Annotated in this window: 12 protein-coding genes; 8 read left to right on the forward strand and 4 right to left on the reverse strand. The window is 51.5% G+C overall.

Translation table 11 applies throughout. From position 1 onward, the window contains the following. Nucleotides 1-91: 91 nt before the first annotated feature. Together secA and ACAW75_RS01660 are read right to left on the reverse strand one after the other, a co-directional pair. Entirely contained in the window at nucleotides 92-3,502 is a 3,411-nt protein-coding gene (gene secA / locus ACAW75_RS01655; RefSeq protein WP_370726921.1) for a preprotein translocase subunit SecA, read from the reverse strand. 301 nt (nucleotides 3,503-3,803) lie between these two features. Continuing rightward, a complete protein-coding gene (locus ACAW75_RS01660; RefSeq protein ID WP_370726922.1) occupies nucleotides 3,804-4,022 on the reverse strand; it encodes a hypothetical protein in 219 nt (72 codons plus the stop codon). A 230-nt stretch (nucleotides 4,023-4,252) separates the two neighbouring features. On the opposite strand from ACAW75_RS01660, the gene ACAW75_RS01665 reads away from it, so the two are divergent. The 5 genes from ACAW75_RS01665 to ACAW75_RS01685 all read left to right on the forward strand — a co-directional run bounded on the left by ACAW75_RS01665 (nucleotide 4,253) and on the right by ACAW75_RS01685 (nucleotide 8,925). Then, nucleotides 4,253-5,638, forward strand: coding sequence for a BatD family protein (locus tag ACAW75_RS01665; RefSeq protein WP_370726923.1), 1,386 nt, complete (start codon nucleotides 4,253-4,255; stop codon nucleotides 5,636-5,638). A gap of 110 nt (nucleotides 5,639-5,748) precedes the next feature. Continuing rightward, nucleotides 5,749-6,843: a chorismate synthase gene (gene aroC, locus ACAW75_RS01670; protein ID WP_370726924.1), complete on the forward strand. Its 1,095-nt coding sequence runs from the start codon at nucleotides 5,749-5,751 to the stop codon at nucleotides 6,841-6,843. Nucleotides 6,844-6,989: 146 nt separating this feature from the next. Next, on the forward strand, nucleotides 6,990-7,613 hold the full coding sequence (locus ACAW75_RS01675; protein WP_370726925.1) for a bacteriocin fulvocin C-related protein: 624 nt from the start codon (nucleotides 6,990-6,992) through the stop codon (nucleotides 7,611-7,613). Between the two features lie 40 nt (nucleotides 7,614-7,653). Further along, nucleotides 7,654-8,049 carry a DUF1573 domain-containing protein gene (locus ACAW75_RS01680; RefSeq protein WP_370726926.1) on the forward strand — a complete coding sequence of 132 codons (396 nt, stop codon included), beginning with the start codon at nucleotides 7,654-7,656 and terminating at the stop codon, nucleotides 8,047-8,049. Between the two features lie 21 nt (nucleotides 8,050-8,070). Next, the gene (locus ACAW75_RS01685) at nucleotides 8,071-8,925 is read left to right on the forward strand and encodes a TlpA family protein disulfide reductase (protein ID WP_370726927.1); all 855 of its coding nucleotides are present in this window, start codon (nucleotides 8,071-8,073) and stop codon (nucleotides 8,923-8,925) included. Nucleotides 8,926-9,009: 84 nt separating this feature from the next. On the opposite strand, the gene ACAW75_RS01690 is transcribed toward ACAW75_RS01685, so the two are convergent. Further along, nucleotides 9,010-9,711: a 3-keto-disaccharide hydrolase gene (locus tag ACAW75_RS01690; protein ID WP_370726928.1), complete on the reverse strand. Its 702-nt coding sequence runs from the start codon at nucleotides 9,709-9,711 to the stop codon at nucleotides 9,010-9,012. Nucleotides 9,712-9,842: 131 nt separating this feature from the next. Between ACAW75_RS01690 and ACAW75_RS01695 the strand changes: the two genes are divergently transcribed. Continuing rightward, a complete protein-coding gene (locus ACAW75_RS01695; RefSeq protein ID WP_370726929.1) occupies nucleotides 9,843-10,361 on the forward strand; it encodes a hypothetical protein in 519 nt (172 codons plus the stop codon). After that, nucleotides 10,352-11,047 (forward strand): hypothetical protein, encoded by a 696-nt coding sequence (locus tag ACAW75_RS01700; protein ID WP_370726930.1) that lies wholly within the window; start codon nucleotides 10,352-10,354, stop codon nucleotides 11,045-11,047. Before ACAW75_RS01695 ends, ACAW75_RS01700 begins: the two co-directional genes overlap by 10 nt. A 20-nt stretch (nucleotides 11,048-11,067) precedes the next feature. Here ACAW75_RS01700 and ACAW75_RS01705 read toward each other — a convergent pair whose 3' ends face one another. Beyond that, nucleotides 11,068-11,505 carry a hypothetical protein gene (locus ACAW75_RS01705; protein WP_370726931.1) on the reverse strand — a complete coding sequence of 146 codons (438 nt, stop codon included), beginning with the start codon at nucleotides 11,503-11,505 and terminating at the stop codon, nucleotides 11,068-11,070. A 128-nt stretch (nucleotides 11,506-11,633) separates the two neighbouring features. Between ACAW75_RS01705 and ACAW75_RS01710 the strand changes: the two genes are divergently transcribed. Beyond that, nucleotides 11,634-12,524, forward strand: coding sequence for a flavin reductase family protein (locus tag ACAW75_RS01710; RefSeq protein ID WP_370726932.1), 891 nt, complete (start codon nucleotides 11,634-11,636; stop codon nucleotides 12,522-12,524). The last annotated feature ends 215 nt before the right edge of the window (nucleotides 12,525-12,739 follow it).

Below are 12,739 nucleotides of genomic sequence, written 5' to 3' on the forward strand. Positions count from 1 at the left end.
GGCAAAACAGCAGAAGGCCCCGACTCTTGCGAATCGGGGCCTTCTCGTTGCACCCTGAATCCCCTTTGAATCCTGTACATCCCGGTTCGGACTATTCGATAATCACGGCTTTGCCTGACATCACGTCGTTTTCAACGCTTTTGAATTTCACGTCTTTCTTCACCGTGCCATCGCCGTATTGAACATTCACGCGGGCATTGCGGTCGATCTTCACGTTACGGACCGGCTGCTGTTTGGGCGGCATCGGGGGCGCACCGGCTCCCATGGCGTTGTTCTGCGCCATGCGGCGGGCGTATTCTTCCGGCCCGCTCGCCAGGTGGTCGTCGTCGAAATCTTCCATGTTGGTGTGCAGTTCGGGCATCGGCTCGGGGCGACGCTGCGCTGGAGCCGACTGAATCTCCTGCTGCACCTCCTGCTCGTCCTGAGCCGGGATGTCGGCTTTGGTCAGGAAGCTGATCGTATCGAAGTTTACTTTGTTCAGGAATCGCTTGAACAGCTCGATCGACTCGAATTTGTAGACCAGCAAGGGGTCTTTCTGCTCGAATACGGCGTTTTGCACCGACTGCTTCAGATCGTCCATTTCGCGAAGGTGTTCTTTCCATTCCTGGTCGATCAGCGACAAAACGACTGATTTTTCCATTTCGGTGATCACCTCACGACCGCCTGTATCGACCGCTTTTTTCAGCTCAGCCACTACCTGCATTTCATGGAGGCCATCGGTGAACGGCACCACAATATTGCGGATAAACTGGCCCTGCTGCTCCTGTACCTGCGTCAGCACCGGGGTTACTTTGTCGGCAATGGCGTGGTTCTTGGCCTGGTAGCTTGCTTCGGCTTCCGCATACAGGCTCTGTACGCGGTCGGCGTTTTTCAATTTGGCGAAGTCAGCCTGCGTCATTTTGGTGTCGAGGCTCAGGGCGGTCAGCAATTGCAGTTTCACCACATCGAAATCACCTTCAGCGTTACCAACGATTTCCTCTACCACGTCATACATCGTGTTGGCGATATCGAGCGGAAGGCGTTCGCCGAAGAGCGCGTTGCGGCGACGATCATAGATGGCGGTACGCTGGTAGTTCATCACGTCGTCGTATTCGAGCAGCCGCTTCCGAACGCCGAAGTTGTTTTCTTCGACTTTCTTCTGCGCCCGTTCGATCGAGTTGGTGATCATCGAGTGCTGAATGACTTCGCCTTCTTCCAGACCCATCCGGTCCATCAGCTTGGCAATGCGCTCGGAGCCGAACAGACGCATCAGGCTATCTTCCAGCGATACAAAAAACTGCGACGTACCTGGATCACCCTGACGACCCGCCCGGCCACGCAACTGCCGGTCGACCCGCCGCGACTCGTGCCGTTCAGTACCAATAATGGCCAGGCCACCCGCAGCTTTCGATTCGGGCGTCAGTTTAATATCCGTACCCCGACCGGCCATGTTGGTGGCAATGGTTACCGTTCCGGGCTGGCCGGCTACCGAAACAATTTCGGCTTCGCGCTGGTGGTACTTGGCGTTCAGTACCTGGTGCTGGATCTTGCGCAACGTCAACAGACGGCTCAGCAATTCCGAGTTTTCTACCGATGTGGTACCCACCAGCACCGGCCGGCCTTTCGCCACCAGTTCCACGATCTCGTCAACAACGGCGTTGTATTTCTCGCGCACCGAGCGGTACACTTTATCTTCTTCGTCTTTCCGGCTAATGGCGCGGTTAGTCGGAATGGCCACTACGTCGAGTTTGTAGATCTGCCAGAATTCCGACGCTTCCGTTTCGGCCGTACCGGTCATCCCGCAGAGCTTGTGGTACATCCGGAAATAGTTCTGGAGCGTAATGGTCGCGTAGGTTTGGGTGGCGTCTTCCACTTTTACCCCTTCCTTCGCTTCCACGGCCTGGTGCAACCCATCTGACCAGCGGCGACCTTCCATGATACGGCCCGTCTGCTCATCCACGATTTTCACCTTGCCTTCCTGAATGATGTATTCCACATCTTTCTCGAAGAGGCAGTACGCTTTCAGCAACTGGTTCACTGTATTGATCCGCTGCGTTTTCACTGAGTAATCGCGGATCAGGCCTTCTTTGTGCAGGATTTTTTCCTGCTCACTGAAATCAGTGTGCTTGTCAATGGCGTTCAGGTCGACAGACAGGTCGGGCAGGATAAAAAAGTTTGGGTCTTCGCCTGAACCGGTAATGAAGTCGATGCCTTTTTCGGTCAGATCAATGCTGTTGTTCCGCTCGTCGATGGTGAAGTACAGGGGCGCATCGGCTTCGGGCATCAGCTTCTGGTTTTCGGCCAGATAGATCGATTCCGTTTTCTGGAGTGTCTGCCGAACGCCTGTTTCGCTGAGGTATTTGATCAGCGGTTTCAGCTTGGGCAGGCCACGGAAGGCACGGAACAGCGCCAGGCTTCCCTCCTTATCATCGGGGTTAGCGGCTAGTTTTTTCTTGGCTTCAATGAGCATGTCGCTCACCAGGCGGCGCTGGGCCTCCACTACACGCGATACGCGCGGCTTCAGTTCCGCATAATCCTGCTCATCGCCACGCGGCACCGGACCAGAAATGATCAGGGGCGTCCGGGCGTCATCGATCAGCACCGAGTCGACCTCATCGACCATGGCGTAGTGGTGTTTCCGCTGCACGAGTTCGTCGGGCGTGCGGGCCATGTTGTCGCGGAGGTAATCGAACCCAAATTCGTTGTTGGTTCCGTAGGTGATATCGGCGGCGTAGGCGGCTTTACGCTGTTCGGAGTTCGGCTGGTGCTTGTCGATACAGTCAACGCGCAGGCCATGAAACTGGAACAGCGGCCCGTTCCACTCCGAGTCACGCTTGGCCAGATAATCGTTGACCGTTACAATGTGGACACCCCGGCCGCTCAGGGCGTTCAGGAAAGCCGGCAGGGTAGATACCAGCGTTTTCCCTTCACCGGTAGCCATCTCGGCAATTTTTCCGGTATGAAGCACCACACCCCCAATCAGCTGCACATCATAGTGGATCATGTCCCACTTGATGGTGTTGCCGGCCGCATCCCAGGTGTTGGCCCAGTAAGCTTTGTCGCCTTCGATCCGTACGTTCTTACGGAAACGGGCAATCTCAATGTCAAACTCGGTAAGCGACACTTCCAACTCGTCGTTCTGCGCAAAGCGGCGGGCGGTTTCTTTTACTACGGCAAACGCCTGCGGCAAAATGGCCAGCAATACCCGCTCCAGTTCTTTGTTACGTTCTTTTTCCAGCTGATCGACCTGGTTGAAGATTGTCTGCTTCTGATCAACGTCCATATCAGGATCAGTGGCTACCTGCTGACGAAGCGCCTCGATCTGCTGATCGATGCCCTGCAGTTCGTCGGCGATGTGTGCCTTCAACTGGGCCGACACAGCACGAAGCTCATCGTTGCTGAGGTCTTTCAGCCGCGCAAACTCAGCGTTGATCTGCTCCACATAGGGAAGCAGCTCTTTGAGGTCTCGCTGCGACTTTGTGCCAAACAGTTTGGCTATACTCTTGGTGATGAAATTACTCATTGGGTATAAATAAGGCCGGTTCAACTCGCTGCCAATGAAACAGGCAGTGTACCAGCTCGTGTTTACTTTTTTACAAAATTAACGGATAATGCCCGTAGTTCTAAGGGAATACTTAGCCGGAGGCCTGGGCGTGGGGCTTAGGGCAAGGAGTGACTTCGCGTGAGCGAGCCCCCTTGCCCTAAGCCCCACGCCCCTGGGTCGTTCAAAAACTAGCCCAAAGCCTAGCTATCAGACAGATTGTCAGTCAAAAAAAACGCCCTCTCATTCATGAGAAGGCGTCGGTGCAGGCATACAGCAGCGATCAGGCAAGGCCCGTTCGACCAAATCGGTACCGCGAGAAGCAGCGATTAAGCACAACGCGGTACATGCGGCCAAACTGCGCGTAGCACCAGGCTTTAAGCTGTTTCACCTCGTCGCCCACCAGCGTATGGAGGGCCTTTTTCAATTCTTTTTCGAACAACTGACGGTCGAAACTGACCTTTTGCAGAACTATTTTAACGTACTCAAGCATGGAAGCCATACTGTATTCGTCGTTTTTGGGTTAAACAGTAAGGTAGAGGAATAATGGTGCCGAATCGGGGTATACCCCTTATCATTGTAACGGGGTCCATACTCAAATGTTGCCAACAAATTTACATGAGACTTGTAGTATTCATAGTATTCCTTGTATTATATTTTCATAAAATTAATCCAATTTTTGCCCAACAAGCTGAAAATCCATTAGTTATTGATTTTAGTGCCACTGAATTTTTGATTGAACGGCCTTTTACCATTTCGTTACTAATTCGTAACAGCGACACCCGGCCGGCTATAGCCTTTCCAGACATCCAGGGCCTGGTGAAACAAGGTATTACCACCAGTACAACGAAAAGCGACGTTGGCGGTAATGAATTGACCAGTCAGTTGATCACCCAGACGTATCTGGCCATCCGACCAGGCATTATTCGCGTGGCGCCGTTTACGCTCACCGTCAACGGGCAGTCGGTTCGTTCACCGGGCGTTACCCTGACGGTCAAGGCTGTTATCTCCCCTGCCGAAGCCGCTGCCGCCGCTGCTTTAACCAGAGCAAAGAATGACAGGCAGGCGGCTTTTCTACAGACATCGGTTAATCAGACAAGCGTTTATACCGGAGAGGCACTGCGCATCCGACTGTCTTTTTTTGTGGCGGAAAACTATCCCTACGAACTTAAATTCGGTCAGGTAGAGCAGCAGGTCGCCGCCATTGTGCGGAAAATAAGACCTGTAAACGCCTGGGAAGAAAACGATAATATTACCGAGCTTACCCCCCGCCCCCTTGTTCTAAATGGCCGCAAATACATTGAGTACCGGCTTTATCAGGCTACTTTTTTTCTGCTGGCCACTCGCAGCGGAACTGCCCGACAAATTAGCCTGCCCTCCGTACCGCTGACGGTTACCCGACAACTAGCCGGCACGCCCACGGCGATGGCCCCCGGTTCGTTGAGCTATGTTGCCAATCGATCGGTTTCGCCTGGGCAAAAGGCCGAATCTGTCACGTTTACCAGTGAACCTATTAGTGTTCAGGTGCGTCCTCTTCCCTATTTAGCAGGCACTTCGGCACCCGGTCAGATCTCGACAGGTACGTTCCGGCTGGTGGCTGAGGTAGACCAGAATCGGGTGTTGGTTGGGCAGTCGGTTCGGTATGACATTCGGATTGAAGGCCGGGGCAACATTGCGGGCATCCGCCCCCCGCAAGTCGTTGCCTCAAGTGCCGACGTCGATATTTTCCCGCCGCAGATACAGGAACAGATTGGCCGTACCGACGAGCAGGTAAGCGGGCATAAATCGTTTCGTTATTTTCTGATTCCGAAGCAAAAAGGCACCTTACCATTGGCCGAACGGTTTTTCTGGGTTTATTTCGACCCTCAATTGGGCCGGTATGACACATTACGCCCCCAAACGATCCTTCGTGTTGGGGAAGCCTCTGACGGACTGGCCGTTGGTATTGTTCCTTCCGATACGCTCGACGGGGCCGGGCGCCCGTCTATTTACGCGGGGCTGGAACAGGCCGATAGCACCAAAAAATCAATTAACTGGCCGGTTCTGATCCGCGCCACTGCCAATGTCCTGATCATCCTGATGATTCTGGGTACGTTGTTTGTTTTTACCAGAAAATAAAACAGTTTACCGTTTTCAGTTTACTGTCTTCTGTTGCTCCGCTAGTAAATCAGATCATTGTGACGCAGCGCAACTGAAAACAGCAAATTGAAAACGGTAAACTCCCCCTCATGAGCAGTACATACGGAACCCTATTCAAAATTGCCACCTTTGGCGAATCGCATGGTGCGGCGATTGGCGTTACCATCGACGGTTGTCCAGCGGGCCTGTCTTTCGACACTGACTTCATTCAGGCAGAACTGGACCGCCGGAAACCAGGTCAGTCACGAATTACCACACAACGCCGCGAAGCCGATGAATTCGAGGTGCTGTCGGGCGTTTTTGAGGGCAAAACCCAGGGGACGCCCATTGCGCTCATCATTCGCAACACCGATCAGCGAAGCAAAGATTACGGGCATATTGCCAAACAGTTCCGACCCAGCCACGCTGATTATACTTACCAGACGAAATATGGTATGCGAGACTACCGGGGGGGTGGCCGCTCTTCGGCGCGCGAAACGGCAGCACGCGTAGCGGCGGGGGCTGTGGCCAAGTTACTCTTGCACCAACAGGGGGTGGCTGTTCAGGCGTACGTGTCGCAGGTTGGTAAACTGAAGCTGGAGAAAACGTATGCTGAGATGGATCTGGCCCTTGCCGAAGCGAACGCCGTTCGTTGTCCGGACCCCGAAATGGCCGAGCAGATGTTCACCCTTATTGATGAAACCCGCAAAAAAGGCGACAGCATTGGCGGTATAGTTGATTGTGTGGTCACTGGCGTACCAGCAGGCTGGGGTGAGCCGGTTTTCGATAAGCTGCATGCCGAACTGGGTAAAGCCATGTTGAGTATTAATGCGGTGAAAGGGTTTGAATACGGTAGTGGCTTTGCCGGTGCTGAACTGTATGGTTCGGAACACAACGACGAGTTTTACCTCGACCGAGGCCCCGGTGACGAAACGGGTAAGGTACGTACCCGGACAAACCAGTCGGGTGGCATTCAGGGCGGCATATCGAACGGCGAAACCATTTACTTCCGTACTGCTTTTAAACCGGTAGCGACCATTATGCAGGACCAGGATAGCGTCGACGCCGATGGGAATGCGGTGATTGTTAGCGGTAAAGGCCGTCATGATCCGTGTGTGGTACCACGAGCCGTACCCATTGTAGAGGCGATGGCTGCCCTGGTGCTAGCCGACATGTATCTGCGAAACCGAAGTAGCAGACTCTAGTTTTTCTGCCATATTTTACCGTTAGATAAATAACTCGTATACTTTTATTTCTATCAACTGGGATTAAGTTAACTTAGGAGGCGTAAACCTTTAGTAATGAATAAACTATAAGGAAACCTAGTTTTTTTGTAAAACAGCCCCAGATTATGACATTTTTACGCATCAATTCGACCGTTGCTGCCATCGCCTTCTTGTTAGTCGGCCTGGTAGGGTGTACCGTTCAGGAGACCACGCCTGCTTTATTGGCAGACGCCGGGATCAACCAGGAACTGGTTAAAGAAGTGGCAGCGATTTCCGAGCGCCAGGTTCAAAAAATTGCCTTCACGCAGATGCTGACCGCTCAGGAAAAGACGTTCCTGTTCAGGAAGCGAATCACGGAAAAACTTCAGGTTTTGTCACTGACAACCGAACAGAAAGAGCACCTCACTCTGCTGCTCACGAATATGACACCTGAGATGTACGATTTTAATTCGGCAGCAGGTCGCAAAGCGATTGTTTCGTTAAGTGCCTGGACCGATCGGGCAAGGACTGTTTTCGACAAAGAAACTTTATATGATATTGTGGGGTCGTTGTCGCCTAAAGCTGGAGGCGGCGGCGGTTCATCAACGAATAAAATGGCCGAGCCCCCTTCTGTAAACTGTGGCTGCGCTACCTCGTCGAGCTACTGTGGCGACGGTTACGATTGCAATTACATTCCTTCCTGCAATGCTCGCGGTTGCGGCACGCTCTTCGTCTATACCTGTAACGGCGTCTGCGACAGATCGTTATAGTTTACCCTACTCTTCTGGCAACTAATTCAGCGGCTACTTCATGAAAGCGTTTATCGTACGCAGATATATCGGCTATCTGATACTGGGTAGTCTCTGTTTTAGTTGCCAGCCAGCCAATGAAAAATACAATATTGCGGTAAAAAACCTGATTGATTTAGGCGCCGTTACGGTTGGCAACAACATAAATTTTGCCATCGATCTGCTGAATCCTACCGATCAGGATTTGACAATAATGGCTGTGAAAGGTAGCTGTGAGTGCATTATTATAAATACCTATCCATCGGTATTGAAACCGCGACAAAATGGCACAATTAATGCTACTTACACTAGCAAATTCGAGCGAAAACTAGCTGGTGTTCTTTACAAAGATGTAGTCATTCAACTGAACAAAAAGCCATTCCTGCATGCAGTCAAATTGCGGGTAGATGTCAAGTAAGCAGTGCTAATCTTATTTTTCATGAAAAAATATCTGCTCATAGCCGTTTCGTCGCTTTTATTGTTCTTTTGTCTTGCTCCATTAGGTATCGATGACTGGGGAGGGCATCAGGTAAAGTTCACCGTCGCCAATATCGTCTACTGTTGCTTCAGCTATTATTTGCTGCGCAACGCGCTGGATACGCAGGATCGAATCAGGGTGATCGCGGCTATTCTGTTGCCGATAATTCTCATCTGCGCGCCCCTTCATATTATTCATTTTAAGGATACAATGTATTCGCTACCCAGTTCATTAGCCCACTTGACCGGGGTTGGTGCGGGTGTGATACTGCTCTACATCAGCCACCTACAGAAACTGACATTTCTCACCGCGTTTGTTGCCGCTTCGTTATGGGTGACAACATCGGGTTATGATTTTTGGGCCAACAAAGCCTATTATGGCACTTACACGGGTGCGGTCGATGAACGAATCGCTCCCTTTTCGCTGGTTACAGCAGCGGGGGATACCATTTCGTCAGACTCGATGAAGGGCCAATTTGTGGTGCTCGACTTCTGGAACACAGGCTGTGGCGTCTGCTTCAAGAAATTCCCTCAGCTAGAGCAATACCATACCCGGTACAAAGGCAATTCGAAGGTTAAATTTTTTGCCGTCAACATACCGCTTTCCCGCGATATGCCTGGGCAGGCCGCTAGCATACTCGCCAAAGATGGCTACACATTTCCAGTATTACTGGCTAAAAACCAGTCGCTCACTTCGCTATTTAAAGTCAATTCATACCCGACAGTGATCATTCTCGATCCGTCACAGCATGTTATTTACAGGGGTGTGATCGACAATATCGACGCGCCGCTCAGAGAGCTGGCCGAATACCGATAAGCCAGACCGCCCAAGAGAACGGCCCTGATTGGTTATCAAAGCAGATAACCAATCAGGGCCTTTTTGCAGGAAGACGTACCCAGTCTATAATTCTTTGATGCGGATGTTCCGGTACCAGACCTTCTCTTTAGGGCTATGACACTGAAAGGCAATGTTGCCTTTGGCATGAGGCGTTGCATAGGGCCAGTTGGCAAACTTACTTTTTGCTAAATGCGCTTTCCAATCGTCGCTACCATATTCGTACGCCACCACTTTTTTACCATTCAGGTAATGCGCTACATGGTTGTTGTTCACCACGATACGCCCCTTGTTCCACTCGCCAATTGGCTTTATCTGGTTCAGATCAGTAGGCTCGTACATATCGTAATCGGCACCCGTCAGCTGAGTTTTTGCCAGTTGTAGTCGATTTCCTGCTTTGTCGAACCATTCGTAACCCCGATCATCAATAAGCTGATATTCCGGGCCAGACATATAGGTACTGGCAATGTCGGGACGGTCAAGCACTTTGTAGATGACACCGCTATTGCTGCCTTTTGGTAGTTTAAAATCAAACTCGAGGTCGAAGTTTTCGTATTCCTTATCAGATACCAGATCACCTCCCGACCCATCGGATGTTAACGTACCGTCTTCAATTACCCAACCGACCACACCCGTTTGATGATAGCTGTGCCAGCCCGAAATGGTTTTGCCATCGAACAGGGTAATCCATTTGGGTTGGGGCATAAACGCTGCCAGTGCGGCAGTGCCCAGCAATACCAGGCCAGGCAAGAGAAATGACTTTTTCATAGGAACGTCTTTTTCTATATAAGGCTGCAATATATAAAACCTCCCGTACCTACTGGTAGTGGCATTTACAACCCTTTTTGTTACTTTGGAATCGCATGCAGTCGTGCCGTTTGACAACGATCTCAACAGACATGAAAACGTTTTCTTTACTGGGCCTTCTCCTGCTGATTGGGCTACTGACCGGTTGTAAAAAAAACTGTGGTCCTTCCGACGAACCACGGTTGTTGTTGTACATCAATACCCAGGCTACTACGCCGCTTACTGATGTGTATGCCCTTAATGCGGTGACCAGTTCACCGACTATCACACTACCACAGTCGACATCGGCCCCCAACCGGCTCTACTGGCAACTGAACCTGCCACTAAACCTGAATGCCGACAGTGTACAGTATGTGCTGACACGCCCCGGACGGCGCGATACCGTGACGGTCAATTACCGCCGTATGTACGCTTACGAAGACACCGAATGTGGGTACACGGTCACGATTCTACCACCCATAACCGGCAGTAGCCTCCCGGTAGCCGACTCGTTGATTGTACGTACCACGACGGGCAAGCTCAACTTCGTAAATTTTACCCCAACAACCAGTCGTAATTTTTTTAGTAGCAGTACCAACACCGGTATAAACGTTGGCTTATTATGGCTTTGAGAACCAGCACCCTGATAGCGCTGGGTATGCTCCTGGGAATCAGTAGCCAGGCGCAGGACACCATCCCGCTTTATTCGGATGTCATCGCGAAACAGAAAGCTGTGCTCCGACCCAGTGTGGGCGTCGATCTGTATCAGGGCGTTTGGGCTCTCAGTTCGGCGTTGCGCCACGATTCACCCGCTACCTACACGTACCCGGTATCGGTTACACTTTATTTCCCTGATAAAAACCGGTTCGAGCGGCCCCAGTCTCTGTTCATCAATGCCGGGTACGTTGCCTACCATGGCGTGTCGCAACGAACGATCTATCAGAAAGGGAACAGCCTGCATATTCGCGTGGGCATCGAACAGCTACGGCATCGATTAATTCGGGGCTATAGTGTATTACTTTCTGGGTGGTCGGGAGCGGGGTCTTTTCTCTTTCGCGGCTCAACGTTTGGCGATCATCAGGAGTCGATTGGTACGATTTCCGGACTGGCGATGGCTGCCGAAGGTCACCTTGGTGTTGCGGCCCCGGTTTCTGAGCGTCTTTCTTTCCGAGCCATCATGCGGGGGTCCATCCTTTACCAACCCACCACTGCACCCTATGGCCTGTATGCCCCTCACCTGTCGGGCATCGACTGGCAAAGCGAGACGAAGCCGGGCATTGGTCTTAGCCTACAGGCTAATCTGGTGTATCGGCTTTGATTGATAATTAGCGATATTCCCTAATGTTTATCTGACTGTAAAACGTAGTCAGTCCCCGTATTAGCTAGATTAGGATCGGCTGGCAATTTTATCGTTAAAACCAGCTGGCCCTTTTTAGCCGTTACGGATTTATAGCGTATGATATGGTCAAGCCCGTGATCCTCCTTGATAAAAAATTCAGGCATCCTTTTCCTTACATAGTAGCCATAGGTTAAAACTGTTGCTGGTCGGTTTTTGTCAACTACTGTGTGGCTTGTCTCCAGAATGGCTTCCCCGTCTAGCTTACCTGATACGTCAATCGACAACTCTTGCTCGTAGAATGAATTGTTATCTTTGATAACGATAGTTGTATCGCGCGTTACATCATATATCGTGACTTCCTGGTCTGTTTTCGTACACTCGTATGAAAACAAACTATAGATAACCCATGTAGCGATTACAGCGATTTTGCTTTTCATGATACACCTCAAGGGCATTGATTTTGACTAGTGACCACTTTATGTACTTGCACTAACTTACAGTCTATTCTAATCAAGTCAACGTAAGTTGAGGAAGTTTGTTAGTAAAAGTATTCGTTTACGAAAGCATGAGAACCATTACCGCCAATAGCCTGCCTCAACTTGAGTTTTACCGGTACATGATCGGTGCCGTTGGGCCGCGCCCCATTGCTTTTGCCAGTACCATTAGCCAGGAGGGCCACGTGAATCTCAGCCCGTTCAGCTTTTTCAATGTCGTGGGCTCGAACCCACCCATGCTGATGCTGTCGCCTAACCTGAACCGGAACGGCCAGAAGAAGCATACGCTGCTGAATCTGGAAGAAACGGGCGACGTGGTGATTAACATTGTTAGCTACGATATGGTGGAGCAGATGTCGCTATCGAGTGCGGACTATGACCGGCATGTGAATGAGTTTCAGAAGGCCGGGTTTACCGAGGCCCCATCGAGCCAGGTACGTCCACCGCGGGTGGCAGAGGCACCCGTTGCCTTCGAGTGCATCGTTCGCCAGCTTATTCCCACGGGCACCGATCCGGGCGCAGGTACGCTGGTGCTGGCCGAAGTGGTGGTTGGGCATTTCCGCGACGATCTTTTCAACGAGCAGGGCCTGATCGACCCTCGCAAAATTGACCTGGTGGGTCGTATGGGTGGCGACTGGTACGTTCGCGCCAACGGTGATGCCTTATTTGAAGTAGCCCGTCCTAAAGCAGGCATCGGGTTTGATCAGTTGCCTGCCCCGGTGCGCAACAGCCGCATTCTGACGGGTAATGATCTGGGTAAGCTGGCCAGTTTCGCGTCTCTTCCCGATGCTGCCGACGTACAGGCGTATGGAGAAAGCCAACCTTTACGCGAACTGGCCCAGGAAGCCCGCGCCGGCTGCCAGTATTTACCCGATTTGATGCACCACCGGGCCCATGAGTTATTGGCCCGCAACAGCACCCGCGAGGCCTGGCTGACGCTGTTACTGGTCACCGCTGAATAGCCTTCCAAACAAGTAGATTTTGCAGAGTTTCTACCATACAACAACGCTATGAACAGGCTGTCAAGCCGCTACAGTCATCTTATACTGGCCGACATTGCTTAGGGATTCAATCACTGAGTTCGACGAGGAGTGTAACCTCTAACAAAGTTGCCATTTCCATCTATTAGTATGGCCAGTCAGTTATCCAGCGCTTACCTTGGGAAATAGTCGGCACA

Source organism: Fibrella arboris (assembly GCF_041321095.1).
GTDB lineage: Bacteria > Bacteroidota > Bacteroidia > Cytophagales > Spirosomataceae > Fibrella > Fibrella arboris.

Excerpts from the sequence above, each read along its gene's own strand:
- secA (WP_370726921.1), bottom strand. The coding sequence starts at position 3,502 with ATGAGTAATTTCATCACCAAGAGTATAGCCAAACTGTTTGGCACAAAG.
- ACAW75_RS01660 (WP_370726922.1), bottom strand. The coding sequence starts at position 4,022 with ATGGCTTCCATGCTTGAGTACGTTAAAATAGTTCTGCAAAAGGTCAGT.
- aroC (WP_370726924.1), top strand. The coding sequence starts at position 5,749 with ATGAGCAGTACATACGGAACCCTATTCAAAATTGCCACCTTTGGCGAA.
- ACAW75_RS01675 (WP_370726925.1), top strand. The coding sequence starts at position 6,990 with ATGACATTTTTACGCATCAATTCGACCGTTGCTGCCATCGCCTTCTTG.
- ACAW75_RS01680 (WP_370726926.1), top strand. The coding sequence starts at position 7,654 with ATGAAAGCGTTTATCGTACGCAGATATATCGGCTATCTGATACTGGGT.
- ACAW75_RS01685 (WP_370726927.1), top strand. The coding sequence starts at position 8,071 with ATGAAAAAATATCTGCTCATAGCCGTTTCGTCGCTTTTATTGTTCTTT.
- ACAW75_RS01690 (WP_370726928.1), bottom strand. The coding sequence starts at position 9,711 with ATGAAAAAGTCATTTCTCTTGCCTGGCCTGGTATTGCTGGGCACTGCC.
- ACAW75_RS01695 (WP_370726929.1), top strand. The coding sequence starts at position 9,843 with ATGAAAACGTTTTCTTTACTGGGCCTTCTCCTGCTGATTGGGCTACTG.
- ACAW75_RS01700 (WP_370726930.1), top strand. The coding sequence starts at position 10,352 with ATGGCTTTGAGAACCAGCACCCTGATAGCGCTGGGTATGCTCCTGGGA.
- ACAW75_RS01705 (WP_370726931.1), bottom strand. The coding sequence starts at position 11,505 with ATGAAAAGCAAAATCGCTGTAATCGCTACATGGGTTATCTATAGTTTG.
- ACAW75_RS01710 (WP_370726932.1), top strand. The coding sequence starts at position 11,634 with ATGAGAACCATTACCGCCAATAGCCTGCCTCAACTTGAGTTTTACCGG.